The organism is Stenotrophomonas sp. NPDC077421 (assembly GCF_049545505.1).
GTDB lineage: Bacteria > Pseudomonadota > Gammaproteobacteria > Xanthomonadales > Xanthomonadaceae > Stenotrophomonas > Stenotrophomonas nematodicola.
In genome coordinates, this window is sequence record NZ_JBMWDP010000004.1 from 68,692 (window position 1) to 95,264 (window position 26,573).

23 protein-coding genes are annotated in these 26,573 nt (G+C 61.3%); 13 read left to right on the forward strand and 10 right to left on the reverse strand.

The genetic code is table 11. The annotated features are described in order from the left end of the window. The first annotated feature begins 424 nt into the window (after nucleotides 1-424). From ACPEH1_RS03535 to ACPEH1_RS03545, 3 genes are all read left to right on the forward strand, one after another. Nucleotides 425-904 (forward strand): hypothetical protein, encoded by a 480-nt coding sequence (locus ACPEH1_RS03535; RefSeq protein WP_423715247.1) that lies wholly within the window; start codon nucleotides 425-427, stop codon nucleotides 902-904. 853 nt (nucleotides 905-1,757) lie between these two features. Continuing rightward, entirely contained in the window at nucleotides 1,758-2,351 is a 594-nt protein-coding gene (locus ACPEH1_RS03540; RefSeq protein ID WP_423715248.1) for a hypothetical protein, read from the forward strand. Between the two features lie 995 nt (nucleotides 2,352-3,346). Continuing rightward, nucleotides 3,347-3,730 (forward strand): hypothetical protein, encoded by a 384-nt coding sequence (locus tag ACPEH1_RS03545; RefSeq protein WP_423715249.1) that lies wholly within the window; start codon nucleotides 3,347-3,349, stop codon nucleotides 3,728-3,730. Nucleotides 3,731-3,894: 164 nt separating this feature from the next. On the opposite strand, the gene ACPEH1_RS03550 is transcribed toward ACPEH1_RS03545, so the two are convergent. After that, on the reverse strand, nucleotides 3,895-5,694 hold the full coding sequence (locus ACPEH1_RS03550; protein ID WP_229296552.1) for a putative bifunctional diguanylate cyclase/phosphodiesterase: 1,800 nt from the start codon (nucleotides 5,692-5,694) through the stop codon (nucleotides 3,895-3,897). A 673-nt stretch (nucleotides 5,695-6,367) separates the two neighbouring features. On the opposite strand from ACPEH1_RS03550, the gene ACPEH1_RS03555 reads away from it, so the two are divergent. Further along, on the forward strand, nucleotides 6,368-6,823 hold the full coding sequence (locus ACPEH1_RS03555) for a BLUF domain-containing protein (protein ID WP_152153273.1): 456 nt from the start codon (nucleotides 6,368-6,370) through the stop codon (nucleotides 6,821-6,823). A 142-nt stretch (nucleotides 6,824-6,965) separates the two neighbouring features. After that, the gene (locus ACPEH1_RS03560) at nucleotides 6,966-7,136 is read left to right on the forward strand and encodes a hypothetical protein (RefSeq protein ID WP_423715250.1); all 171 of its coding nucleotides are present in this window, start codon (nucleotides 6,966-6,968) and stop codon (nucleotides 7,134-7,136) included. Between the two features lie 68 nt (nucleotides 7,137-7,204). Here ACPEH1_RS03560 and ACPEH1_RS03565 read toward each other — a convergent pair whose 3' ends face one another. The 5 genes from ACPEH1_RS03565 to ACPEH1_RS03585 form a co-directional block, all read right to left on the reverse strand. After that, entirely contained in the window at nucleotides 7,205-7,846 is a 642-nt protein-coding gene (locus tag ACPEH1_RS03565) for a response regulator (RefSeq protein ID WP_152153269.1), read from the reverse strand. 684 nt (nucleotides 7,847-8,530) lie between these two features. Further along, on the reverse strand, nucleotides 8,531-9,076 hold the full coding sequence (locus ACPEH1_RS03570; RefSeq protein WP_423715251.1) for a cysteine hydrolase family protein: 546 nt from the start codon (nucleotides 9,074-9,076) through the stop codon (nucleotides 8,531-8,533). Nucleotides 9,077-9,093: 17 nt separating this feature from the next. Then, nucleotides 9,094-9,732 carry a DUF6766 family protein gene (locus tag ACPEH1_RS03575; protein WP_152153265.1) on the reverse strand — a complete coding sequence of 213 codons (639 nt, stop codon included), beginning with the start codon at nucleotides 9,730-9,732 and terminating at the stop codon, nucleotides 9,094-9,096. A gap of 530 nt (nucleotides 9,733-10,262) precedes the next feature. Further along, nucleotides 10,263-10,757 (reverse strand): ferritin-like domain-containing protein, encoded by a 495-nt coding sequence (locus ACPEH1_RS03580; RefSeq protein WP_152153263.1) that lies wholly within the window; start codon nucleotides 10,755-10,757, stop codon nucleotides 10,263-10,265. A gap of 80 nt (nucleotides 10,758-10,837) precedes the next feature. After that, nucleotides 10,838-11,278, reverse strand: a complete 441-nt coding sequence (locus tag ACPEH1_RS03585; RefSeq protein WP_226956667.1) for a low affinity iron permease family protein — start codon at nucleotides 11,276-11,278, stop codon at nucleotides 10,838-10,840. A gap of 670 nt (nucleotides 11,279-11,948) precedes the next feature. Between ACPEH1_RS03585 and ACPEH1_RS03590 the strand changes: the two genes are divergently transcribed. The 6 genes from ACPEH1_RS03590 (at nucleotide 11,949) to ACPEH1_RS03615 (ending at nucleotide 19,704) form a co-directional block, all read left to right on the forward strand. Beyond that, nucleotides 11,949-12,911 carry a Ku protein gene (locus ACPEH1_RS03590; protein ID WP_350463505.1) on the forward strand — a complete coding sequence of 321 codons (963 nt, stop codon included), beginning with the start codon at nucleotides 11,949-11,951 and terminating at the stop codon, nucleotides 12,909-12,911. Nucleotides 12,912-13,708: 797 nt separating this feature from the next. Beyond that, complete coding sequence (locus tag ACPEH1_RS03595) at nucleotides 13,709-13,885, forward strand: DUF3606 domain-containing protein (RefSeq protein WP_350463504.1); 177 nt, start codon at nucleotides 13,709-13,711, stop codon at nucleotides 13,883-13,885. A gap of 12 nt (nucleotides 13,886-13,897) precedes the next feature. Then, nucleotides 13,898-16,495: a DNA ligase D gene (gene ligD / locus ACPEH1_RS03600; protein WP_423715254.1), complete on the forward strand. Its 2,598-nt coding sequence runs from the start codon at nucleotides 13,898-13,900 to the stop codon at nucleotides 16,493-16,495. A gap of 41 nt (nucleotides 16,496-16,536) precedes the next feature. Further along, on the forward strand, nucleotides 16,537-17,346 hold the full coding sequence (locus ACPEH1_RS03605; RefSeq protein WP_423715255.1) for an OBAP family protein: 810 nt from the start codon (nucleotides 16,537-16,539) through the stop codon (nucleotides 17,344-17,346). Nucleotides 17,347-17,477: 131 nt separating this feature from the next. Then, complete coding sequence (locus tag ACPEH1_RS03610) at nucleotides 17,478-19,253, forward strand: YbhB/YbcL family Raf kinase inhibitor-like protein (protein WP_350463501.1); 1,776 nt, start codon at nucleotides 17,478-17,480, stop codon at nucleotides 19,251-19,253. 100 nt (nucleotides 19,254-19,353) lie between these two features. Beyond that, nucleotides 19,354-19,704 (forward strand): hypothetical protein, encoded by a 351-nt coding sequence (locus tag ACPEH1_RS03615; RefSeq protein ID WP_152153254.1) that lies wholly within the window; start codon nucleotides 19,354-19,356, stop codon nucleotides 19,702-19,704. A 362-nt stretch (nucleotides 19,705-20,066) separates the two neighbouring features. Here the strand turns inward: ACPEH1_RS03615 and ACPEH1_RS03620 are convergent, their stop codons facing one another. From ACPEH1_RS03620 to gcvA, 4 genes are all read right to left on the reverse strand, one after another. Next, nucleotides 20,067-21,443: a sensor histidine kinase gene (locus ACPEH1_RS03620; protein WP_423715257.1), complete on the reverse strand. Its 1,377-nt coding sequence runs from the start codon at nucleotides 21,441-21,443 to the stop codon at nucleotides 20,067-20,069. Next, nucleotides 21,430-22,146, reverse strand: coding sequence for a response regulator transcription factor (locus tag ACPEH1_RS03625; RefSeq protein WP_152153252.1), 717 nt, complete (start codon nucleotides 22,144-22,146; stop codon nucleotides 21,430-21,432). The genes ACPEH1_RS03620 and ACPEH1_RS03625 overlap by 14 nt, the downstream gene beginning before the upstream one ends. Nucleotides 22,147-22,172: 26 nt before the next feature. Then, nucleotides 22,173-22,973: a MipA/OmpV family protein gene (locus ACPEH1_RS03630; protein WP_152153251.1), complete on the reverse strand. Its 801-nt coding sequence runs from the start codon at nucleotides 22,971-22,973 to the stop codon at nucleotides 22,173-22,175. Between the two features lie 801 nt (nucleotides 22,974-23,774). Beyond that, complete coding sequence (gcvA, locus tag ACPEH1_RS03635) at nucleotides 23,775-24,719, reverse strand: transcriptional regulator GcvA (protein WP_423715258.1); 945 nt, start codon at nucleotides 24,717-24,719, stop codon at nucleotides 23,775-23,777. Nucleotides 24,720-24,851: 132 nt separating this feature from the next. Between gcvA and ACPEH1_RS03640 the strand changes: the two genes are divergently transcribed. Both ACPEH1_RS03640 and ACPEH1_RS03645 read left to right on the forward strand, forming a co-directional pair. Beyond that, complete coding sequence (locus ACPEH1_RS03640; RefSeq protein ID WP_423715259.1) at nucleotides 24,852-25,676, forward strand: MBL fold metallo-hydrolase; 825 nt, start codon at nucleotides 24,852-24,854, stop codon at nucleotides 25,674-25,676. Next, nucleotides 25,673-26,533: an MBL fold metallo-hydrolase gene (locus ACPEH1_RS03645; protein ID WP_152153248.1), complete on the forward strand. Its 861-nt coding sequence runs from the start codon at nucleotides 25,673-25,675 to the stop codon at nucleotides 26,531-26,533. The genes ACPEH1_RS03640 and ACPEH1_RS03645 overlap by 4 nt, the downstream gene beginning before the upstream one ends. Nucleotides 26,534-26,573: the final 40 nt, after the last annotated feature.

Sequence of the window (26,573 nt, forward strand, 5' to 3'; positions counted from 1 at the left end):
ATAGCACTTTGTTTGTTCAGGGGGAAGCCGGTAAGCCGCATCCCATGTATTTGCTCACCTGTGTTGGAGACTGCGCGTGCCGTTACTGAGCCCAAGAGGATCGGGGGCCCCGACACGCCCCTGGCTGCTTCCCTTGAGTTCGGCCCAATGGGGCAGGCCCCGAGCACAGACGCCCCGCTTCCATGGGGCGGCGGGGGCCCAGTTTGCTCCCCGCCGGAGTCCAGACGCTGCTGCCCAGGTTCTTGGCCCCTCTGACGGACCACTCCGGTAACGCATTCGTTCGCTTGATACATCGGCGCTGTTGGTCGTAAGTTGAACGCGTGGCGACTCTACGTCCCTATTCAGGTTGCTGGGCTGTAGGTGCTGGCATGCTTCGCCACGCCGGTTGACGTTGTGAAAAGGACCAAGGCTTAGGACCGCGGCCATGAAAAATCCTTACGCCGACAGCGACAGACTGACGCTGTGCCAACGGGCGCGTGATCGCGCAGTTGTTCTGTTCAAACGGGCGGGCGAAGCCATCCTAAGCCCCAATGAAGGCGACCGTGGCCAGCCCTTGGAGGATGAAAGGGCGCTGCTCCTAGATACGGGCCACCTGCTGGAGTCGCTTATTGTGCAATTCCAAGGAGACGGGGCCAGACTCGGAAATCCTCGGCAGTCGTTTTTGATAGGAAGGATGACGTTGGCAGAAGCCTACGACGCGGAGCTGGTGCGCATGGCGAGGGCTGGTCGGCTGGAGTGCTTGATGGATGCGACCGACTTCATCTTAGGGAGCGAGGGTCGGGCTTGGATAAGCGCGCGCGACCAAGCTCGCCGCAGTCGTTACGGCCTTGCCTTGGACAGCAACGAGGGGCTGGCAGCAGTTCTCGAAGAGCTCGAAGCGATGGCAAAGCGTCCTTCAGAGTAGTCCCGCTTGGCGGAAGCGTTCTGACGGCGAAGGCCTATTGGGCATCCGAGCAAGGCCCTGGTCGCCCCCAGGCCTGGCCAAGGCGCTAGAGGGACCTAGGGCCAAAGAGATGCCGGGATCTCCGCCTCGCTGCCGCTGCCGCGCATCGACGCCAATGGGATGATTCCGGTTGGCTGAGGCCCGGTAAGGGATGATCACGGGGCCTGTACTTCCGCGGCGGGACTATTGCCGCTCATTCCTGCCTGACTGGACCTTCGCTATGACCCCCGGCGCCCTCTCCGCTATGGCTCATTGGGCGGCATTGCCCAGCTTCCGCCACCTGACGGTTGGCGCAGCGCAGCAGCAGCTCCAAGAGATACTGCCCCGTTACCCCCACCCAGCGGACCAGCCCTTGGCGATCTGCGTCAACGGCTACCGGTGGTTTGGCAACGAAATGGAAGCACTTGCAGACGCAATCCATCGCGCGGCGCGGCGGCCTCACCTTCACTACGTGTCTCTCAGCGGGGAAGACTGGGCGGCTGAGCAAAACAGAGAAGGCCTTTGGGCACTCCCGAGCCGCTGCTCCCCCCGCAGCCAAAACGAGCGGGTGGCTGGGATCCTGAGCGCTGCTACAGCCGCCCGTGTAGCTGATCCGCTCCTCGGATAATTGATAAGTGGGGAGCCTAACGATGGCGCTGGAGGTTTATGGAGTCGGGCGCTGCGGCGCTCCGGTGACGGAAGCTGTTGGGAATAGTCCCTGACAGGAGCCGCGATCTACGTCACATTTCCCCGCGGGCGGTGCAGCTGCCGCAGATGAGAAGCCGAATCGGCTCTGGCATACTCCCGCCGCCAGAAGGGGGGCATGCAGTTGAACATGAAGAAGAACACGCGGGTGGTGGGGGAGGCGTCTTACCGCCCATGGCCCGAGATGAATCATGCCGCTCGCACCCTCAGGAGGGCTGCTCGCGAGCAGGGGGCTGCGAAACTACATGTGGTGACGGGAGCGCTGGTTCTCACTGCTTTGGCGGTAGAAGCCTTCTGTCAAACGCTCGGTCCCGGTCTATTTCCTGACCGTTGGACCGATGGGGCAAGACCGCTGGCGAACAAGGCGGTCCTGAGAAAGCTTGAGTTGATCGGGCGGGAAGTGGGGGTGCAGGTCGATTACCGGGAAGAGCCTTGGATCCACGTCAATGCTCTGTTCGAGGCCAGAGCGCTTCTGTTGGCACCCAGCGCCGCGGCACAGCTGGTCGATGAGGTGTTGGCGGTCGATGAGGACGCCGACCCCCACTTTGACGCGCACGCCGCAGTCCAGCGGCACTTCCGCCCTCTGCACAACCTGATCGAGCTTGAGAAGGTTGCCGGGGAGATCAACAAGGGGCTGCTTAATATTTGGGACGCCGCCGGCGGAGAAGAGGCCATCCTTAATGTGACGGCCAACACTGGTTGGACAGTACAATCATTGGAATGACATGGCGGCGACAGGGCGAAGGGCCTTGGCCGGAAGTTGCTTGGAGGTGGGCGCGTGGGGACACACCATTCAGACGAGCGATTCTATTCCGTTCGCCTCACGACGGAAGGGGTGGAATACACGGCCGAGATCTGGCGGGACGCCCCTGATCGATGGTTGTTGCTCGCGGTTCTTCCCGACATCGGTGTGGCAATCGCCGACTTGGATCGTCCATTTCCTTCGTTGGAGCTTGCACTGCTTGAGGCCGAAGTTTTGGCCGGGGAGGCCGTGCGGCGTTCCCGTCAGATCGCCTCAACCATCTGGGTGTAATCCAACCCGCAGCCTGCGCACTTCCAGCGCCTTCAGCACCTCTGGCTCCCCCAATTGCAGTTTTTCTTCACCGAGGTCATGGGACGGGTGTCTCACTTCATCCGTTCATGTTGGTCGCCCCTCCACACTCCCCACATCCCTTCGAAAGAGGGGGGGCGGTCGGTGGGATGGCGCGCACTTGCCGATGCGAGGGCAGGTTCGTTTGGTTTCCTGGTCGCCGCGCAAGGCATGCCCCGTAATCACAGTAGCCTTTCTTCCAGGCCAAAAAGAAGCTTGCGCAGCCCCCTCTGAATTGACTGATCGCAAGCACCCCTTCGGGCGTCGACTGATCGGTCTGCTGCGCCACGGTGCTGGTGCTGGTGCGGGCGCGTGGCCAGTGGGCCGGGAATGCTGGGGCAAGGAATATGATGAGGCCGCTTGACTCCACATTGATGCACCTGTCAAACGACTACGGGATGGGTGCCGCGGGAAGCCCTTGACCGACTCCTCTGGACGTCGCCTGGCCGCGGGCCCCGTCCTGGGTGGCATGGCTAAGGAACGTGCCGCTTGAATGCAGCTGGGCCTCGGGCCCCAGCTTTTGTGGCACTCGGTCCTGCCCGGGCCGTTGACGCTCCGGTCATCGGAAGTTGACACCTCGTTGGCAGGCCCTGTGGATACTCCGGCAAAGACCGACAGAGGCCCCCGCCATGGCAACCGCCACCCTTGCTCCCGAAGTTCTCCGCATTGAAGTGATGGATCTGGACGCTGGCGAGGTGGCCGTCGTGGCCCAGCTGGACCGGGAGCCCTCATCAGAATGGGTTGACCATCTGCGCGATATCGTGGATTCAACGCCTGGGATGGAGGAGGTGGCCGTACGCTTGGATGGCTACTGGCTCTTCTTTGTCGGCTTCGGCTCAGCGTCTGGCTCGGCCACTCACAACCGGGTAGCGCGGCTGGTCGCCTCCACAAAGGAGACGACCCCAACCCGAGCGCCGAAGAAGCCCAAGGCTTCCAAAGCCGCACGCGCGGCCGCCTGCGCCGATGAGCAGACCCGCTCCTCAGCACCTTTGATGCCAGCGTTACAAATCTAGGCGTTGACGTAAAAGCGCACGGACGGGCGAGTGGGACGCTGAGGCCGACAAGCCGCGGTCTTGGAGATCGTGTGGAGCTCCGTTGGCGTCACCGGCGGACGGGTCAGGGGGAGAGTTGACCCTCGCCTCCACGTCATAGACCACGAACGTCGCACCTTAGGGTCTCACGCGATCTCGGAGGAGGCCTGGGGGCCTCGCCCATCCAAAGCCCTATCAAACACTTTGAGCAGCGCCTCAGCGCTGACCGGCTTAGATAGGAGGTAACCTTGGATCTGATCGCATCCTTGAGCCTGCAGGAAATGCAACTGGGCGGGCGTCTCCACGCCCTCGGCCACGGTGCGGTAGCCAAGCTCTCGCGCCAAGTTGATGATGGCCGTTACCTTTGGCTTGGCCTTTGGGTCGGTTTCTAGGTTATCGATGAGGGACTTGTCCATCTTGATGGTATCGATGGGCAGATCAGACAGATAACCAAAATTGCTATAACCGCTGCCAAAGTCATCGATCGCAATCTTGATGCCGGCCTCGGCCATTGCTTTGATTTGGCGTCCGGCGACAGAGTCCGCGCGCAGCCATTCGCCTTCCGTGATTTCGATCTCAATGCAATCAAACGGGAGCGATCGAGCGTGAAGCTTGCCGCGCAGCCTATTCCAAGCATCTTCAGATGACAAGTCAGCACCCGAAAGGTTGACGGACAGCGCCAAGAAATGGCCTGCCCCCCTCCACGCGGCAAGTTGATCGAGCGTTGCATCGAGCACCCACGGCGTTACCGTTTGCATCAATGCAGTTCGCTCGAAGACCGGGATGAACTCGCCTGGGCTCACCGGGCCGAGCCGAGGATGTGTCCACCGGAGCAGGGCCTCTGCCGAGACGGGCTGGAGATCCGAGGCGCGATACCTCGGCTGATACACCATATAGAACTCGTCTTTTCGAAGCCCTCGCTCGGCGTCGGCCGCCAAGCGATACCCACGCCGCATTTTGGTGTCGCGCTGCTCCGAATACCACGCGAAAGGATGTCGGGCTTCAAACGATTGGTGGAGTCCTATCAGCACCTTCCGAATGACATCGTCACTGGTGTCTTCGCCCAGTGTCACCGCGCACACCCCTGCATGGAAGCGGGGGGACATGGGAACGGCAGCGGCCATTAGTGGCCGGGTCATTCGCTGCCGGAGTTCATCCACAAGCGCTTCCATCTCCGCCGCGCTGGAAAACTCCACTAAGAAGGCAAACCGCGTGACTCCGACGTGGTAGACGTCGGCCAAGCCTTCCAAGGCGAGCTTGAGTCTCACAGCGGCCCGCCGAATCAATACTTCCAGCGGACGCATACCCAACGCTTGGCCGGCTTCGTTCGCTCGCGGGATGTCAAACACATCGACCAAGACCGCGAACATACGCCGACCGCTGTGTCGCTGGGCCAAGGCGTCATAGTCGATCTGGAACTGGTGTCGATTCGGTATGCCGCTGACAGGCTCCAAGCGGCCTGACATGTTCCGCAGTTCAAGCTGCCCAATCACCAGTTGGGCAAGCGTGGAGAGCTGGGCGCGGTCGGCTTCTGAAAATTCCCGGACCCGGGTGTCCATGATGCACATGGCTCCAATCGCTACTCCATTCTTAGCGACCAGCGGTGCACCCGCGTAGAACCGAAGGTGCGGAGAGGCGACCACCAGAGGGTTGCTCTTGAAGCGCTCATCTGCAAGCAAGTCGGGAATAACCATGACATCCCTACATGCAATCGCGTGCGCGCAAATCGACATTCTGATGTCGGTCTCCGCCACGGGCAGGCCGATTCGAGAGATAAAGCGCTGTTTGTCTGACTCAAGTATCGAGACGAACGCAACCGGTGCCCCAAAGGCAAACGCCGCCAGTGAGGTGATGCGGTCTAGAGAAGGCCCGGACTCCGAGTCTAAGACGTGCATCGCTCCCAAGACCGCCATCCGTTCTTGGGCATCGGTGATAGGTAAGCTCATAGCGGTCGCGCTGCGTTCAGTCCACGGTGGATTAGATCTATAGCACCAATTTGGAGCATATCCGATGAAATCACACGGCGTACTCCAGGTAAGTTCTGCTCGGTTGCAGCCCACCTACAGCGAGCCTCCGCGGACTCTCGCAGGGCGTTATCTCCGGAGTCCTTTTTCTTCTTCGCACAAGCGGTGTGCGAGGAAGGACAACGGGTCGACCGAAACCCCTCCAGCTAGAGGGTTGCCTCGTCACGGAGCGCCCGATCCAGAACGGCCTCTGTGGCGCCACACCTGGGACAGCGCACCACTGTGGCGCCATCGTGCCGCTCGAACTGGGAGGGGCCCGTTGACACAGCAAGCCACCGCCCATGGCACGACAGGCATTCCGCATCCATGCTCTCGGCGCCCAGCCAAATCGCTTCTTGCCAGCCCATTTCATGCGTTGGCTCGCTGGCAGTCAAGCGTTTGATCTCGGTGACGTTCGTGATGATAAATCTGTCAGTGACCAACATGACAACACGTCCTCCCGTATGGGCCGTCCCAGCACGCGAACGCGCGGGCTACGGATATGATCAACATTTGGCCGCTAGGATCAATTCGTGGATAGCTCTTCTGTGAACAATTCAGCGACGTCGACGGTGCAAGAGAGTGAGGGTCCAAGGTCTGCGATCCCTGCGATATCATGTTGCTGATGACTGACAGTACACCAATCTTTGCCTTGGCTTACGCGAGCCGTTCCTCATCCGATCTCCAGAACGCGGACTTGGAAGCAATCCTCGTTGATGCATCGGCTCAGAACCGCATAGCCGATGTCACAGGGGTGTTGCTATATGACGGCACGAGCTTTCTTCAATACCTTGAAGGCCCAGACGAGGGCGTCGCTTCTGTTTTTGATCGCATCAAGAGGTCGAGCCGCCACGCCGATATCCGCGTGCTGTTCAGTGGAGAAGTGAGCGAGCGTTATTTTTGGAACTGGTCAATGGCGTGTCAGCACGCCGATGCATCTTTGATCCAACGCATTGAGGCCGCCCGATGGAACGAGCGCAGTCATCCCTACCTAGAAGAGGATGGAGAAAAGAACCCAGCGCTGCGACTGCTGTACGAGTTCTGGTCGGTCGACGCGCCGCCGACTAGGTAGGGGTCCCACGAGAGGACGTGAACAGTTCAAAAAAGTGCCGGGCGCGTCTAGGCGGCGACGGTGAACGCCACGGTGTCCTAACCATTTGAGTAGTACGGTGGGCCCATCGGCTTCATGGTGACGCCGAACGTGGAGAACGATCATGGGAAATCAGAATCAGCAGAGTCCGAATCCGGGTCAGAACCAGCCGGGCCAGCAGAACCAGCCGGGGCAGCAGGATCGTGACACCCAGCGCCAGGGGCAGCAGCAGCAGGACCAGAACGACAAACGCGAGCGTTCGGGCGAGCAGGGCAGCAAAGACGAGGAAGAGTAAGTTCTCCTTGCCTGATGGTGTCAGGGCTCGACCGTCTGTGTCGGGCCTTTTTTTATGCTCAAAAGCTCCTACGCGAGAATTCCCTCATCCCGTGCTACCCGCACCATTTCCAAAGAGCTGCGTACATCAAGTTGGCGCATGATCGCGCGCTTGTGCGATTCCACAGTCCGGGTGGAAAGGTGAAGCCTTTGCGCGACCTCCTGCGCCCTCATGCCCAAGGCCACGTGCTCCAAGACCTGTAGCTGCTTGGTGGTTAGCATCGCCTTTCGCCTTTTGGGCGCACCGGCCGGCGAGACAAGCAAGCTTGCAGCCACATACGTGCAGCCGCCCATGACGCAATCGATCGCTCGGAACAGCTCTTGGCTTCCGCAGCGCCGATGGAGGAATCCCTTCGCGCCGGCCGCCATCGCCCTCGCTACAGTATCTGAGTCAGCCTCTGCAGGAAGGAACATGAAAGCTGGTGCTCGTTGCTCTTGCAGTATTCCCTCCATCAGCTCGATGCAGCCGGAGCCTGGCAGGTAGAGGTCTGTGATGACCAGGCTCGGGCGGACATTGCGGACAACCTCTCGGAAGCGGTCGGCCGTTGATGCAATCGAGACCCTCGAAAAGCTATCTTCCAGCAACTTCGCTATCCCTTCTGCGACCAGGGTGTGCTCGTCGGCCAGCACAAGATTGCCGAATTGCTTTCCCTCGGGCGGGGTCCAGACCATGTCCACTTCAGTGTTCCTCCATAGGGATTGCCACGCTAGCAGACCCGGTCATCGTCCAGGAAGGGTCAGGTCAGGGGCTCTCCGCAATGAGAATCAGAAGGTGGGGCGGGGGCCGACGCAGTGCTGGGCATCTCAGCGAGCAGCCAGAGCAAGAAAGTGCCCTGCTCCAAGCTGGGGAGCAGCTTTTGACCAGATCTGGCTTGGGATTCGAGCTCATCCAAGAAGGCCGTCCCCGCAGCAAAGTCAGTGACAGAAGGCGTAAGGCGCTCTGCGACCGCGGCCAGTTCGGTAGGGTCAAGGCGGGATCCGTCGCACACGAGGGACACTAACCTCGTTTTGCCCAAGCCTGTGAGGCCATGCTGCGGTGGTTTGGCGATGAGCACCCACACCAAGCCCGCCGCCACGAGCTCCATCGATCGTGACGGGGAGGGCCGGAACCCTTGCGCCACCATGCTGAGGTCAGCCATCAATTCAAGCTGTTCTTCTTCGAACTCCAACGGTCTGCTCCTATAAGGTAGGAGAAAATGTGCCACCTGTTGCAGTCCCCATCAAGCGCCTCCTTCAAAGGAAGACGGAGCTGTCAGGAGATGAGGGGCAGATGTTCTCCCCGGCTGGCGGAGGCCCCTCGGTCCAAGCCTGCCTGGATCGCCGGCAACGGGCATTCGCCGGCAACGTGCCTTGGTCCTAGCGGAGGTAGCGCTCTATCGGCACGAGCCTCGCTGCCTGAGCATCTTCGAGCAGCTGCAGCGCTCTGGCCTTCCTGGCTCCTATTCCGGCGACGGCCTCGGGAACAAGAACAGTCTCGTATTCTCGGGAATTGCTGTCAAAGCAGGTCGAGGCTATACAGGAGTCTGCGGCCATCCCGCACACCACCAACTGATTGCATCCCAACTTCGCGAGAAGGACAGCTAAGGGGGTTGCGAGAAACGCGGAGTGCTTGGGCTTCAGAACAAAGTAGTCATCCGCGCTGGGACGGAGCGGCGTCGCAATTTTCGCGGAGATGCCGTCCGTGACCAAGCACTCTTGGACCAGTTCTTTGAAATCCATCTGCCAATTTGCAAAGTTGTCATTGGCGTAGATGACCGGCTTCTCTTCGTCTTTGAAGCGCTGTCGAAGCCGGGCGATAGCCTTTGCGGCGCTCAGAGCGCTGTCCTGGATCAGGTCCGCCTCGGGGAAATCAAATCGGCTAAACATGTCAACGATCAGCAGGGCGGGCATCGGCTTCTTCATGGGGGTTCCTAAGTCGTTCAATCGCCCGTTTGGCTGTGGGGTGCGGCCATGGGCTTGGACTGAGGCGAGTCCTTCTGACGGAGGAAGATCGTCAATATCACCAGCGACAACACGGCGAGGAACTCGCTCTGCCAGTTTTGGAACGACTCAAACCAAAAGCTGCTGCTCCAAAGGTGCTCCCAGCATGTCGGAGCAGGGAGTCCTTTGGACAGCATTTCGTCAACTTCCGCGCGCCAGCTGCCGGCCAAGTGAAGAGAGAAGCTCATAACAAATAGGAGGCCAAAGGCGATCGCCAAGGAATGGCCATACAGCGCCTTCCACACGCCCCCACGACGAACCGGCCACGGCGTAGGTCCGTCCTCTACACGCTCCTCCTCCTCATCGGGCGACAAGGGCCGAGACTCTGCTGATCCCTTTTGGCGAAGGGTGACGGTCAGAAGCACATACATCCCCATCTGCAAGAACTCGCTTTCCCAATTCTCAAAGGTAGCGCTGACGAAGTGACCACTGTGCAGATACTGCCACAGGCCCAAAAGCGGCCTGTGCGCCTCTCGCAACTCCTCATTGTGCGCCAAGAAACCGGTCCAGACCTGTCCCGCCAGGAAGCACAGGAGCAGAAAAAGCAAAACTATCGATAATCCGTTTCTCTTCCACATGACCGGTGCTGCCCAAATAGTGCGGTTGCTAGGCCGCAGGGTGTTGAATCCGCTGCGCGTAGGGGCGCCGTGGCTTTGAGGAAAGGCGACACCGTGCCGCCACCTTTTATGATCAGCTCCCGAAGCCTGGTGGTTTCCCTGTGCTGCCGACTTGCCCGAAGTTGGGCTGGGTGCTTCCAGAGCGCTCCGGGATGCCCTCAGCCTCGCCTTCGCCCGCTTTGCCGCCCTTACTGTGACCGCGCTGGTTATAGCCAGCGTTCTCCGCTTCCAACGAGCTAGGATCACCTTCCTCCGCCGGCGGCTTGGCAGGCACGAACGGTGAGATAGGGTCGCTCGCTGGGAATGTCTCCTCCAACGCCTCCTCATGGTTGCGGTGGGTGCGTGCCTCTCGGGCTCGTTGCTCTTGAGGCGTTTCTTTCGCGCTGTGTTCCCCCGGAAGAGGCGGGTCTTTTTGATCTCTTTCCACGGCTGGCTCCTGAAAAGTGCAGGCAACACGAAATGCTGCCGCAGCGGTGCGGCAGCGCTCGGAACTAGGCGGCCGCAGCAGCCGCGTTCCCGCCGGACTGCGCCAGCAGGGTTAGCTTTTCGTCGGTCGCCTTCTCTTCTTCAAGGGTCTCGAGAAGAAGCGGAATCGCGGCCTTGTAGCCCAGCTGCTTGGCCAACGCGGCGATGGTGCCGTAGGATGCAATTTCGTAGTGTTCCACCTTTTGCGCCCCGCCGATCAAGGCCGCGTCGCGGACCGGCCCTTCTTCAATGCTGTCGATCGCTTCTTTGCCTTCCTCGACAAGCCCCTCCATCGCGGCACACTTGATGCGCTTGAGACGGATCCCCAGCAGTTCAACGACCTTGTCGATGCGCTCGATCTGCCCTTGCGTTTCCTCCAGATGAGTCTCGAAGGCGGTGGCAAGGTCCGGATTGGAGGCCGCACGAGCCAAGCGAGGCAGGGCTTTGGTGAGCTGCTTCTCAGCGCTGTAGATGTCAGACAACTCGTGGATGAAGAGGTCTTCGGCAGTCTTAATCGCCATGTCAGCGGTTCCTAGAGTGGGTGGGTGTTAGACGCTATGCTTCGCGACGTTAGTTTCGATCGGGTTGGCGTGAAGGGGTACTACACACCGGCGGGTTCCTCTTCCTCGCACGCCCCAGGCATGCAGCGGTCTTTCTTGGCCTTCAGGTGAGCGGCGGTCTTTGCGAGCTGCTCGTAACGCTGGCGGATCTCCTCCAACCTGTCTTGGTCCATTTCCTCCAGATTGAGCAGTTCGTCGTTCGCGTTGTGCGTGACGCGGATCAATTCGTCAAGCTTGATATGAATGGCCGCAGTGTCTGCGTTTTGGGTGTGTTGGATCAGGAAAACCATCAGGAACGTTACGATCGTCGTGCCCGTATTGATGACCAGCTGCCAAGTGTTGTTGAAACGAAACAGCGGGCCGCTCCCTGCCCATACGACGACAACACCCAAGGCGGCTACAAATGCACTCAGCGATCCGGAAGCCTTGGAAACGCTGCAAGCAACCCGGTTAAAAAAGACGTTTCCCATTTGCTCATTCATCGAGGGGTGGTGGCAGGACCATAGGAACTCTCTCGTCTTCGCTTGGTGAGCGTTATGGCAAAGAAAGGGCAAGAACCTAAATAGTTCAGGTCCGTGTGCGCCACGTCACGGTTCACAGCCCCAAACCGCGAATTAAGGTTTTTTTACATTGCTATCGCCTGACTGTGACAGCCGAGGAACGAGGCTGAACTCCTGAGCGGAATGAGGGCCGGGTCATGACTCCTGCCATCGTGCGTCGACTTGAGATCTGGGCCTCAATGAAGGGTTTTCGCTGTCTTACGGTGCGTGACGCGGCGGAGCATCTTCAGGAGTTGGTGCCCGGATTCCCGGGACTAGGGGACGGGCCGACGAAGGTCTCGCCCGACGGTTGTCGTTGGTTTGACCACGAGATGGAGGCAGTAGCAGACGCCATCTACCAAGCCGTGAGCTGCTCAAGCGATTTGGAAGAGACCTTGGGAAGCGATGACTGGGACGTGGATCGCGACAGTTCAGGAAGGTGGTCCTTCCAGGGATCTGTCGGCGGGAGTGGCCAGTCAAACGCCCGCTCTTGCCGCCCTCTCGGCAAGGCTGGTTTCTGCGGTGAGCCACGCCTTGGCGCACCGTTCACGGATACGCGACGGTAGGGGCGATAGAAGGAGGGAACGGCCGGACCACGGCCACAAGGATTGCTATGGCCAGGCCTATCTGGAGTGGATCGCTGTCGTTTGGTCTCCTCAACATTCCGGTATCGCTGATGTCAGGGGAGCGCCGAACTGATCTCAGCTTCCGGATGCTCGACTCCCGAGACAAGAAGCCGATTCGATTTGAGCGGGTAAACGCTGACACCGGCGAAGAAGTACCGTGGAAGGACATTGTCAAAGCCTTTGAATACGACAAGGGAAGCTACGTTGTCGTGGAGAAGGAAGACATTGCCGCTGCGGCCCCCGAGACCCACGAATCCGTGGACGTAGAGGCGTTCGTCGACGCATCCAGCATCGGTCTGCGGTTCTTCGAAAAGCCTTACATCCTGGTCCCGGGAAAGAAGGCCGAGAAGGGCTATGTCTTGCTTCGGGAAACGCTGAGGGACACAGGAAAGGTCGGTATCGCCCGAGTGGTGATTCGCACCCGCGAATACCTGTGCGCGGTCATGCCTGAAGGTGACGCCTTGGTCCTCATCCTGCTTCGATATCCTCAGGAATTGGTAGCACCGGATGACTACAAGTTGCCGGCTGGACAGACGGGTGATTACAGGATCGCTCCCAAAGAAATGGAGATGGCTAAGCAGTTGATCAACTCGATGACCAGCGAGTGGGCCCCGGAGAGCTATCACGACGAGTTCCGCGAAAGGCTTTCGGCAATCATTCAAAAGCGGGTCAAAGATGTAGGCGCCACAACCAAGTTTGAAGAACCCGCGCATCAAGAAGACACCGCCACGAACGTGGTTGATTTCATGTCTCTCTTGCAGAAAAGCCTGGAGACGAACAAGCGCACGCCCGCCAAGAGTGTTCCCGTAAAGACGGCCTCCAAGGCTCAAGCAAAATCGGGAAAGGAGGAGGAAAAGCGTGCGCCGCCAAAGAAGGCCGCCAAGAAGGCCTCCCTCAAGAAGGCTTCTCCCAAGAAGACACCGGTCAAGAGGGCGCGCAGGTCTGCCTGAATGGCGCACATTAAGGCAGTGGACGGTCTCTGGCTCACGCGACGCGCACGCCGCAGCGTCATCGGATGTAGGCCGCTTACCCCGAGGCTGCCGGTGTTTTTCGTTTCCGAAAGGTCGGCTGCGTTGTGGGTTAACGCGGCATTGGCGTCCATTGCACATAATTTCCTCCTTCTATCCGGAGGAAGCAGCCATGGTCGCGACATCTAAGCCTGTTCCAACGCCAAAAGTCGTGCGCGTCGAAGCAGTGCCGGTTGAGGTGGGAGGCGCTGGCGTAGTGGTGGAGCTTGACGCCCCGGTACCTAGGCGGTGGCTGAAGGCCCTCAAGAGGGAGATGTCTCGCGCGGAAGGGATGCAACTAGCGTCGGCGAAGTTTGATGGCTGCTTCGTCTATATCCATGGCGTGGCCTTAGCCCCCCCAAGCGCGGCGAGGCGGGTAAGCGGAATGCTTGCTACAGTCCAAGCGGGCTGAATTTCGGAAGATTTGCATTAACCTGCGGCGACCAGATCGCTCCATCCGAAAAGTCACCTTCCCCGAGATCTTTTCGCGGAGCATGCCCCGCCTTCTGCCCCGAACTGGTCGATCGTCTGCAAGTGCCACGCTCACCAAGCCTTTAAGCAGTGCCCTTGCCCGGCCTTGCCTGCTGGTGTGTCTAGTCGAGCTAGGACCTTATATGGATGCAGCGAAGTGGCGACGAGCTGCCGGAGGAGTAGGTGTGAAGGGGTGGGCAACGTCAATTCACGGGGACCCGACGGGCGCAGGGCTAGAAACGGGCTACTTGCCAAGGAGTAACAACACCATGAGCGACGACAAAAAGAAGACTGGATCACCCGATCGCGATCGCATCAACGTCAATGAGGAATACGAGCTCCAGTATTGGACGAAGGCCTTGGGCGCCACGGCTGCGCAGCTCAGGGAAGCGGTCAAGGCCGTTGGCCCGACCTCGGCGGCGGTTCGTAAGCACCTGGGTAAGTGACGGGCGCGGGGCATGTCCCTCACCGAATACCGCCGCAAGCGCAGCTTTAGCAAGACCAAGGAGCCCGAACCCGGCAAGGCACTACCCCCCGGGCAGCGAGCCATTTTTGTCGTTCAGTTGCATCATGCCAGCCGTCGTCACTACGACTTCCGCCTCCAGGTCGGTGACGCGCTGAAGAGTTGGGCCGTGCCCAAAGGGCCAAGCTACGACCCGAAGGTCAAGCGGATGGCCGTTGAGGTGGAAGATCATCCCGTCGACTACGCCAGCTTCGAAGGCGACATCCCGAAGGGCGAATATGGCGGGGGTCACGTCGCCCAGTTTGATCACGGGGTCTGGGCCACCGAAGGGGATCCCGAGGCCCAACTTGCCAAAGGGCATCTGCGCTTCGAACTGTTCGGCTCCAAGCTCAAAGGCGGATGGCACCTGGTCCGCTCCGGCAAGCCGGCGCGCCAGCCGCAGTGGCTCCTCTTCAAGGAGGACGATGCCTACGCCAGCCATGTCGAGGCCGATGACCTGTTGGGCAATGTCGCCGCGCCCCCCGCCGCAGACCTCAAACGGGCCGGCAGCGGGAAGCCCGACAAGAAACGGCTCAATGCGATCCCCGTCGCAAAATCCGCTCGACGCGTGGATTGGGCCAAGAGGGCGTTGGCGCTGACCGGTGGTAAAAGGGCCGAGGCCCCCCAGGGCCCGTTCGAACCCCAGTTGGCCAAGCTGGGCGACTCGCCACCCAAGGGCGATCAGTGGGTTCATGAGATCAAATGGGACGGCTACCGGATCCTGGCCACGGCTGCGGAAGGCGAGGTTCGCTTGTGGTCGCGAAACGCGTTGGAATGGACCAACAAGATTCCCGAGATACGTGATGCCGTCGCTGCACTCGGTTTGAAATCCGCCGCCTTGGACGGGGAGTTGATCGCGGGGCGCGGGACGAAGGAGGACTTCAACCTACTTCAAGCCACCCTATCTGGTGAACGTCAGGGGGCGCTGTCGTATGCGCTCTTTGACCTTCTGCATATCAACGGCGTGGACATCGCGGATGCGCCGCTGCTGGAACGAAAGGCGCTGTTGGAGGACGTCCTGAAGGGAGCCCCGACCCATTTGGCCATGAGCTCGCACATCGCCGGCGATGGGGAGGCGGCCTACCGTTTGGCGGGTGAGCAGCATTTCGAGGGCATCATCTCCAAGCGCGCAGATCGCGGCTACCACGGCGGCCGAGGCGAGAATTGGAAGAAGACCAAGCAGTTGGCCAGCGACGAATTTGCCGTGGTCGGCTACACGGCACCCAAAGGAAGCCGCACCGGTTTCGGATCGTTGCTGCTGGCCAAGCCCGACCCCAAGCATGGATGGCTCTACGTGGGGCGCGTCGGCTCGGGGTTTTCGGACACCTTGATTGGGGAGCTGACAGCGCTGATCGGCACGGCCGGCGGGAAGAAGCCCACCGCACATGTCCCAACGACAGAGACCGACTTGCGGACCGCCACCTGGTTTGCGCCCCGGTTTGTCGTCGAGGTCTTCTACCGAGGGATTGGCGGGCAACAATTGCTGCGCCAAGCGTCGCTGAAAGCGGTGCGGCCTGACAAAGACGTGGCCGATCTGAACGACTCGGATCAGAGCAACAATTCCGGCGGCGGTGCTACATCGGCCAAGCCGAACAAACGTGGGAAGCAAGCCGTCACCAGACCCGAGCGCAGTGTTGCCGTCAAACCCACGAACAGCAAGGGCAGGGCGGATGCAGGAGAGCGGGTTCCCCCAAAGCTCTCAAGCCCGTCCAAGGTCATCTTCCCCGACATCAAGGCCACCAAGCAGGATGTGTGGGATTACTACAGCGCGGTCATGGACCATCTGCTGCCTGAGATCGTTGGGCGTCCACTGTCGATCATCCGCTGCCCAGCTGGGAACGGCCGGCCGTGCTTCTTCCAGAAACACCACACTGCGGGTCTGGAGTTGGTCAGTTCGGTGAAGCTCAAGGAAGACAGTGGAATCAACGCCTACTACCTGGTGGTTGAAGACGCTGCCAGTCTCTTGGAGCTTGTGCAGTTCAACGCCTTGGAGTTTCACCCTTGGGGCAGCCACGCCGATTCGCCCGACCGCGCCGATCGCGTGGTGTTCGACCTTGACCCAGGCCCGGACGTGCCGTTCTCGGAGATCAAGAAAGCTGCCACCGACATTCGGAAGCTCCTTCAGCAGTTGGAGCTGGAGTCTTTCCTACGCGTTTCCGGAGGCAAGGGCTTACACGTGGTGGTGCCGCTGAATCCCGGATGCGATTGGGATCTCACCAAGCGGTTTGCCCATGGGTTCGCGGACGCCCTGGCACAGTCCGAGCCGCAGCGATTCTTGGCTACGTCGACCAAAAGCCTGCGCAACAAACGCATCTTCGTTGACTACCTGCGCAACGGGCGGGGTGCCACCGCTGTTGCGTCGTATTCCTTGCGAGGTCGGCCAGGCGCGCCCGTGGCAATGCCCATCGCATGGAGCGAGCTGTCCAAGCTCACCCGCGCAGATACCTTCACCATGAAGGACGTGCCCGCCAAGCTCAAACGCAGGCGCAAGGACCCTTGGGAAGGCATTGAATCAATCCAACAGAACTTGGCACGGTGGGCAGAGGACGACTGATCCCACTTACCAGCTGCCGTTGCTTTTCAGGAGAAATCACTATGCGTCGATCCATCGTTTGCGCCGCCGTCGCGCTTGTCCTGTCTGCGTGCGGGGGTGGGAACACAGAGTCCAGCGTCCAAGCACCGGGGGCTGAAGAAACCGCGAAGACGAAAGCGCTGGACGCTGGCGCCGCGGTGCTGCAGGACCGGCCTCCGGTCGACGCCATCAACGCCTATCTGGACGGGTTCCATTTCTACAACGGCCAGATGAAGGTCCAAATGGAGGCTCACCACTACTGCTCCATCCTCAACGAGGAGGTCATCCAGTGCACGATCTACGATGGCAATGTGAAAGACGCCAAGTTGATGGGGGTGGAATACATCATCAGTGAGAAGCTGTTTGCGGGCCTCCCTGAACAGGAAAAAGCGCTGTGGCACAGCCATGTTCAAGAGGTGAAATCCGGTCAGCTCATTGCGCCAGGGATTCCCGAGGCGGCCGAGCATGCGCTGATGGAGAAGCTCATCCACACGTATGGCAAGACCTGGCACACCTGGCACACAGACCTGGACAAGGACCTGCCCCGAGGCATGCCGCAGCTGATGATGGGGTTCACCGCAGACGGCCAGGCGGACCCAGCCATGGTCGCTGCCCGTGACGCAAGGTTGGGCGTCAGTAGTGAGGACAAGCGGAAGCGCCGTGCCGACATCGGAGCGCCCCCCATCGATGCGGGCGCCGATGCGTGGCAGAAGGGGAAGGTCATCCAGATCGAGGACCCGACCGCTGCTCATGCTCACGCTGGCAAGGAAAACCCCGAGGCGCCGTCGGACCCGGATGCTAATGCAACGTCTACGGGAACTCCCCAAAAGTAGGGTGAAACGCCTTCAGGACTGAGACTTTCGGAATATGGACGGATCACGCGGCGCTCGCATTGCTTTCGCGGTCGGTTGATCGGTGCGGGACGATCCTTCAGGTCCCAGTTAACCTTTTGGAACGCTCGCCCATGAAACGGACCCTCGTATGCGCCGCCCTGCTCACGACGTTAGCGTGGCCGGCCCTTGCTCAGCAGGGCGACGGGACGGATGTCCCCGCCCGGGTCAATACGTTCAAACCCGACAAGGTTCCGGCGACCGACGAGCGCATCGCCGGCCTAAAGGTGCCGCAAGGCTTCGAGGCAAAAGCGTTCGCCAAGGAACTTCAGAACATCCGCATCATTGCCGTGGCGCCCAGCGGCGACATTTACGTTTCCCGCCGTGACCAAGGGGACGTGTTGTTGCTAAAGGACGCCAACGAGGATGGAGTCTTGGATGAAGCCCCGCGGACCGTGGCCCACCGTCCGAGTGTCCATGGATTGGCCATCGGCGACGGCCACCTCTACATGGCCACGGCGACCGAGGTGTTCCGGGCGCCTCTCAACCCCGATGGGTCTTTGGGAGCCATTGAGCGAATCATCAATGATCTCCCGGACGGCGGGCAGCACCCCAACCGGACGTTGGCGTTCGGCCCTGACGGCATGCTGTATATCAGCGTGGGTTCCTCGTGCAACGCCTGCAATGAATCCAATCCTGAGCACGCGACCCTGTTGCGCGCCTCGCCGGACGGCAAGAGCCGCACGATCTTTGCGAGTGGACTGCGCAACACCTTGGGCTTCGCTTGGGATCCGAAGACCGGCGAACTGTGGGGGATGGATCACGGCATTGATTTCCTTGGCGACGACGTGCAACCGGAGGAACTCAACCACATCGTCAAAGGCAAGCAGTATGGTTGGCCGCATATCTGGGGCAAGGATGGGCAGAATCCACAGAGCACGCCTCCAGGGGAAATCACGAAGGCCCAGTGGACTCAGATGAGCGAACCCATGGTCTTGGGCTATACCGCGCATGCGGCCCCCATGCAGCTGGTCTTCTACACGGGTAACCAGTATCCCGCTGCCTTCCGAGGTGACGCGTTCGTCACCATGCGGGGGTCATGGAATCGGAAGCCGGCCTCGGGCTATGAGGTGGTGCGGATTCGGTTCCGCAACGGGCAGCCGACCGCATTCGAGCCCTTCCTCAGCGGATTCCTGACCGATGAAGGCCGGACCCATTTCGCACGCCCCGTGGGCTTGGCCGTCACGCGGGGCGGGGCACTCTTGGTGGGTGACGACGCCAACGGCATTATTTACCGCGTGAGCTACAGCGCTGGAAAGGCCGCTCCCGCTGCCTCCGCCGCCATCCCGGCGCAGTCCCTTGAAAAGCAGGTGGCGACCGGAAACGGCGTCCCGTTAGCCCTCGATCGCGTGGCGCAGGCCCCCGAGGTTGCCGTCCGGTCCCCGGCCTTCCAAGCCGGTCAGGCGCTCTCCTCTCGATTCAGCGCGTATCACGAAGGGCTGTCGCCGCCGCTGATGTGGGATGCAGTGCAGAAAGCGGTGACCTACGTGGTGATTGTCGAGGACCCGGACTCCACGCCCATCAAGCCGTTCGTGCATTGGGTCGCTTGGAACATCCCCGCATCCGTGACCAGCTTGCCGGAGGGCGTCCAAGTCCAGCCCCGGCTGACCAACCCCGCAGGGCTCCTCCAAGGCGCAACCAGCCGCGGTTCCGTCGGCTACTACGGGCCCAGGCCCCCGGTGGGCGACCCGCCACACCACTATCACTTCCAGGTGCTGGCGCTGGACAAGAGACTCGACGTTCGTCCGGGCGCGACGCGGGATGAGGTCCTTAAGGCCGCGGCGGGCCATGTCTTGGCAAAAGGCGTCATCGTGGGCACGTATCAACAGAGCGATGCGCCGCTGAAGTGAGACACCCGCGATAGCCCTTCGGCATGCGCCCCATTGGGCGGAAATCCAATGGGGCGCGATGAGCCAGGGAAAAGACAGCGCTTCGCGATATCATAGGACCATGAGCAGTTCATCCCCAGATACCGGTGCGCCCAGACTTCTGGGCTTCGACGTCCCTGATCTACAGGAAAACGTTGATCAAACGGAAGACGAGGCGATCATTGCCATGCTGGACGTGGCACCGCATCCCAGCTGGCTTGCCCTGTTCGACGCGCGTATTGATGCGTTGAAGAACGACTTGGGCGTGGCCGGGGTGGAGGTCGACGGCCCCTCCATCCGCTTCTATGGCTCCATTTCAGACGGCAGGCGATTGGCGACCGCGGTAGCGTCGCTGATCAACGACGTGACGTTGGACTACCGAGCCCAATCCAGTGCAAACCGTGGACCCTCGGGTCCGGCAAATCCAGTCTAGGCGACCACCTGCGCAAGCAACGCCGGCCTAAGAAGCGTTCGTCCCATGCCGGCGCGCGAAGTCCTCAAATCGGACTAGGCTGATGGCGTGGTGCTCGCCACACTTGGGACAACGGAGCGTTGCACCGCCATCCAAGGGTTCAAGCCCTTGAGCGGGCGTGGCTGTGAACGCCGCACTGCATTGAAGGCAGCGACAAAAAACCCTTGTCAACTCCAAGAGTCGGTCGTCCTCACTTCTCAAACCTTCAACATCCAGAAGGTGGAAACGACCTGTATTGGGCACTGTTGCTCTCTCTAGTAGGCGGGCAGGACGGAACGCATGGCGTTTGGGCTAACACTCCCGCCTTGGTCGCCCGAGAATACTCAGTGCGGTAGGTCGAGTTGAGACTCAAGTGGCGGGTTTGTATCCACGACAAATCGCGCACCTCTGTCTTGGGGTGCATCATAACGGAGAGCCCATCCGTGGGAGGTGCAGATTTCCAAGCAGATCGCCAATCCAAGTCCAGCCCCCGTGCTGTCCCGCGGCTTGGCTCGCCAGAAACGCTTGAACAACAGGGGCTGCTGCGAAGGGGCTACGCCGGGGCCGTCGTCCTGCACGGAGAAGCCCCCAAGGAATAATTCGATGCGCACTCGACCGCCCAGGGGCGCATGGTGGATGGCGTTCTCAATCAGATTCTTGGCCAGCACAAACACCGCCGACGCATCCGCCAGCACCGGCACTTGCCCGCATTGGTCGTTCACTTCAACCGTCACCGTGCGTTGTTCGGCCATGCGTATCAGGTAGTCGGCCGCATCCTGAAGGATCGCCGCAAGGCGAACCGACTCGAAGCTGTAGTTGTGGGCCTCGCTCACTTCCGCCAGATGCAGCAGCTGATGGATCTGGCGCGCCATATGCCCGGCGTCCTGCAGCAGCAGTTCCCTATTGGGCGCGTTGCTCAGCTCAATCTCCGCGGTTAGCAGGGACAGGGGCGTCTTCAGTTCATGCGCCGCCGCAGCCAGGAACTCCTGTTGAACCCGAAAGCCGTTTTCCAGCCGGGCGAGGGCGCCATTGAAGGCCTCCAGCAACGGAATGACTTCGGCGGGAAGCCCCTCGCTGCGGAGCCGGGTTCCTAAACTTCTGGGGTTCACCTGCGCGGCGACCGCCGAGACCTCCCTGAGAGGAGCGATCATTCGCCTAATGGTCCAATACACCACGATCGCGAAGGTCAAGAGCGCCAAGAGCAGCGTCGTCAAGCCCGCCCTGAGGTAGAGTGTGCCCGCGTAGTCACTGAGTGTCAGCACGAGCCGATCACTGCGCGCCACCCGGACAACGTAGCGATGGCCTTGGAGGTCCACTGGGCCTTGCATCACTCGAAGACGAACGACCGTCCCATTGCTCGGCACCATCATCGATTCAGAGCCTGTAGGCAGCGCTGTCAGGGCATCCAAGGCCGGGCCGGGCGAGCTTTGGAGGACAGTGTTTCCGGCACTATCGACGATGCAATAGGCAGAGTCCTTGGTCATGGCGTCGTAAGCGTTGACGTTCTGTGGCTTCAAGTCGACGAAGAACTTCCCTTTCGCATCTCTTCTTATTCCTTCGATCAGGTGATCAAGCTCCTCTTGCAGTTCCGTGCGAAGTAAGCGCTCAGGCAGCTTGGGAGATGTCATGGCGAGCATGACCAAGATGGCAGCCACTGCGGCGACCAACACCGCCAGCATGGTGCCGATCATCAAGCGCGCGGTCAGGCTACGCGGCAGCATCGGAGGGGAGGAGAGAGAAGCCCAAATTGCGCACGTTGATGAGGGCAAGCGGGGCGTCAATCGCAGCAAGCTTTTTCCGTAGGCGGTGCAAAGCGACGTCCAAGGCATTGGGGGTGACAGCGTCTGAAACGCCCCAAGCGGCAGCCTCCAGTGCGGTGCGGCGGACCACTTGGCCGGCGGCCCTCACCATCAGGATGATGAGTTGCAGCTCTGCCGGTGCCAGACTGATCTGCTCTTGCTGGTGCCGCATGCAGCTGAGTTCGGGCAGGATCTGAAGACCGTGGTAGCTGAGATGAAGCTCGCGGAACTCTGCGGGCCGTCGCATCAGCGCTCGCACGCGCGCTGTGAGTTCTTCTATGGCAAAGGGCTTGGGCAGGTAGTCGTCGGCCCCCGCGTCCAGCCCGGCCACGCGGTCATGCAGCGCGTCCTTGGCGGTCAGCATCAGGCACGGGAGCTGATTGTCCGCCGCGCGCAACCTTCGGATCAGGGTCAAGCCGTCGCCATCGGGTAACCCGCGATCTACGATGGCCAGCGCGTAAGGAAGGCGCAGCAGCCCGTGCCAGGCGGCCTCCAAGGTGGCGAACGTGTCCACGGCGATGCCTGCAGCCCCCAGTCCACGCTCAACCAAGCTGGCCAAGCGTGGATGATCCTCAACCAAGGCAATTCGATTGGAAACGGCCGGGGCGGGCACGGAGGGAACCATGGGGGCTCAGGCTTTAGTATGAACGATCAGAAGCTCCGGGATATTCCAAAGCGCACCCCGGCGGACCCGTTCGAGTCGGGCTCCAGAAGGGGGCTGTCCGCCAGTTCGTTCGGCAGGAACTTGTAGTCCACGCCGCCGAGCACCCGCCATTTGCCCCCCAATGGGCGGGAGAAGCCCACGCTGACTTGGGGAACCAGCGCTGAGCCGGGCTGGTAGCTTGCCACGCCCCGACTGATTTCTTCGTCCAGGGTCCCGTAGTAGTAGTTGACCAGATCCTTGGACATCCATCGAACCCCGGCACCAGGCACGACCGTGGTGCGCCCCCATTGCAGGGCATAGCCGTAGTCCACAGCAAGCTCGTAACCCCCACTGGTGTCGGTTACGTCGGCCAAGGCGCTGACCTTCAGCTCCCCGGCCCGCCCTCGCCAGCTGGCGGCCACGCCGGCGTCGAGCCCGTCATCGCGGTCCTCCAAGGCAGTAGCGTCCAGGCCATTGCGGGCTAGGCCGGCGCGGGAAAGGTCCTTGATGTCAAACCCGTCGAAGCGTCCAGAAAGGACCGCATCCAAGGAGAAGGCCTCGCCTTGGATAAGGTGAACCCCTCCAGACAGCCCGCGCCAAAAGAGGCGCTGCCCGTCAAAGGTCACCAAGGGGAGGGGGCGAACGCGGGTGCCTTCGCCGGCATAGGGGCTATCGCGGACAGAAACGGCGACGCCTAGGGACCACCGATCGTCTTGAGCATCGGCGAGCAAGTCACTGCTGCTGGAAACGCCTTGGGCCAAGGCAACGGTGGGGAGAAGGAGCGGAAGGGCGAGTACGGACTTGAGCATGAAAGTAGCGTCGTGGGAGGACGCTACGAGCTTTGGTCATCCGAACTTACAGGGAACTTACCAACGCGGGGTCCGGGGCCTTCCGTTCAGCGAAGGCCATCCAAGCGCGCCAAGATCCAGCGACTGGCTGTGGTCACCCTATGAGGTGGCTACCTCGTCATTGCAAGCGGCAGCGACGGCGGTCTGGCGCAGATGGGCTTGCGTGCCGAAGTCGCCTCTCGGGGAAGCGGCCTCGATACGGACATCCCCCCGCCAGTCGGGCACTGCATGGCCGACAGCCGAGCGTTGCTGACGGCTTGGTGGCAACCGCAATGGGCGCACCGGAACAGTGCACCACCAGGCAATTGAACCAGGGAGCCCGTTCCTGAGGATGAGGTCGCCTTGCACTCGCCACACTCCATAGTCAGGGCGAGGATGCGCTCCACATCGCCCGACGAGGCATAGATCGCTTCAAAGGAGCGAATCACAAAGGATGCTGACGTGGGCATCGCTGCTCCTGAACAGGGGGATTGAAACGCAGCATCTCCGCAGGACCGTGATGGGGCTGTAGTGTCGGACCGCCTCCTCTCCGCAGCGATGCCCGGCTCCCCTGGCTCTAGCGCCCCCAAGCCTGCTCAACGGCCTTGGAGCGGCCCTTGGAGGGTCGCTGCTATCGCTGCATCGCCGTTCACCAAGCCGTCCCAACTGAGATTCAAGCCATCTGCCGCCCTTCGAGCACCAGCTATAGACCCCTGGGTCGATTGCCAAGGTGTGTGCCCGGCCATCGATTTGCACTTCGCGTCGAATGGGTTTGTCGAGGGGTCAAGGGGCACCGGGCCGCTGCAAGGCAGGTGAGGAAAGAGTTGCGGTGGCTTCCGTCTGCAGCCAGTGACAGAAGGCGTCTGTTGCGCTTTTACGACGGGCGGCGAGCGGGCGGACCGCCCAGAACGCATACGTATTAGGCAGGCTGCCGTCGAAGAGCCTAACAAGCCGTCCTCGCCGCAGATCTTCTTCTACCAGGGGAGCCAATCCCAACGCAACGCCGTGCCCGTTGACCGCTGCCTCCAGGGCTAGATAGATACTGGGAAACAAGGGGCCGGCGTTAGCGGATACGCCCTGCAAGGCAGCCGCCTGCAGCCACGCCGCCCAATCGGGAACGCCCGGACGTCCTTCAGCGCTTTGATCATGGATGAACGCGACATGGGCGAGATCGGCGGGCGATGCAATCGGCTTGCCATCCTTCCGTGACGTGCCCGGGGCGCACACCGGAAACACCGGGGCGTCCATCAACTTCTCGACCTGCACGCCCGGGTATGTCCCCAGGCCGTATCGGATCGCGACATCAACTTGGTCCTGGCCAACGTCGACCAGCTGATCGGTCGTCAAAAGCCGAACGTGGATATCCGGGTGGGCGTCGTGGAACCGATGAAGCCGGGGCGCCAGCCACTTCGCGGCGAAAGACTCCATGGTGCTGACGCGCAGGTGGCCGGGTTCAGCCGGTGCGGCTCGGTCCAGTGCGAGATCGAGCATCCCGAAAATCTCAGTGAGCGACGCCGCAAGGGCGGCGCCCTGCGGGGTGAGCGTCACCGTACGATGGCCACGCTCGAAGAGCTCGGTGCCCAGGTAGGCCTCGAGGCGTTTGACCTGGTGGCTCACCGCGGCCGGTGTGACAAAGAGCTGGGTGGCCGCCTTCTGGAAGCTCAAGGAACGTGCAGCGGGCTGAAACGCTCTCAACGCAGTGAGGGGAGGGGCGTGGCGCGGCTTCATCAGGGGGTTCCTGCCAGCACGGATGGCCGATCTTATCAGGTTAGTTTTACTAATCTGAAGGTCAAATCTTCTCGTTTGTCGGCGTCTGTCCGTCCGTCAATCATGGCGGCCTCCATTCAAAGGGTAGCCGACATGCATCTGAAACCGCTGGGTCCGGACGTGTTCTTGTGCGTCGGCGAGGACCACCAATCCGTTGCAACCGTGTTCCTCGATGGCAATGACGCGCTGCTGGTGGATGCACTCGGAAGTGCGGCCGACGCGGCTGCGTTGCGCGTGCTGATCTGCGACGAGCTGGGGAAAACGGTGCGCGTCATCGTCGCCACCCATTTCATGAGCGACCACATCGCGGGGCTCTCGACCTTCCCCGATGCCATGGTCATCGCGCACCGCAACTACCGCCACACCTTCCTGTCACAGAACCGCTGTGTCGACGCGTTTTACTGCGAGCCGCAGGTGGTGTTCGACAGCGCGATGCGTATCCGCTGGGGCCGCCACGAGCTTCGCCTGCTGCACAACCCCGGCAAGACGATGGATCACATCAGCGTGGATGTTCCCACCGCCGACCTGGTCTGTGTCGGCGACAACATCGTGGGCAACATCGTCTACCTCTCAAAGGCCGACCCGGTCCAGATTCGAACGGCCATTGGTCGGGTGAAGCAGTTCGGGCGCGGCACTGTCGTCGGTGGGCACATGGGCCCCTTTGACGCCGCCGTGCTCGACAACGCACTGCACTACCTGGACCGGATCCGCCAGAGCGTGGTGGCGATACGCGCGCAAGGCGAGGGTGAATCGCTGGCGTCCCGGTTGGCCACCCTTCGGATCGGGGACTGCCTGGCACCCGGCGTTGAGGCAAGCGCGTTCGAAACGGCGTGGCATCTGCGCAATCTGGAGGCCATCGAATCCCGGGGCATCTTTGAGCTGGACACCTACCTGGCCCGCTCGGCGGATGTCGCATGAGCGGCGACGTGCCAGATGGCGCACGCATGGGCCGTCGCGTCTTTCTTTCCGGCCTCGCCGCTGGCGCCACGGCCGCGCTGTTGCCGGTCTCCCACGCCGTCGCACGGCCAGCGTCGGACGACCTGCGGATTCAGCGCCTTGCCTGGGCGGGCATTCGCCTGCAGCTGCCAGGCTCAACCCTGCTGATCGACCCCCTGACCAATGCTGCGGAGTGGGGCAGGGCACTGCCGGACGTCCTGGTTCCCGTTGAGGGCGGGGTGGGCGACACAACGGTCTTGCTGACGCACGTCCACTCGGACCATTTCGACGCCGGGGCTGTGGCGCAGGCACTCCGGAACGGCGGGAGCCTGATCTACCCCGAGGGAACCCATCCGCTTCCCATCCCTGGAGGTGCCCGGGCACGGCCAGCACGCCTTTGGGAGCCGCAGTTGCTGGGTGACTTCACCGCCACGCCGGTGCCCGCCTCGGACGGATACGGCGACACCCAGGCCTCCTGGGTGGTGTCGGCGGCCGGCCGCCGGATATTCCATGGGGGAGACACGATGTGGCACGGCCACTGGTGGAAGATCGGTCGTCAGCTCGGACCCTTCGACGTGGCGTTCCTGCCGATCAATGGCGCCAAGTTCGGATGGCGCAAGCCTGTCAGCGGACAGCCGGGCGTTCTGACGCCCGAGCAGGCCATCGCCGCCGCAACCGTCCTGGGCGCGCGGCTTCTCGTCCCAATCCACTACGGCATATCGGGGGTTGATGAGTATCAGGAAGTAGACGATCCTCTGGGCGCTCTGGTCAGGGTGGCGCGGGGAACTGCCATCGACGTCCAGTCAGTGCAGCCGGGGGCGTGGGTGACGTGGAGGTGAGGTCTTGCTGAAGCGTCAAAGCGCTACGCCAGAAGCATTA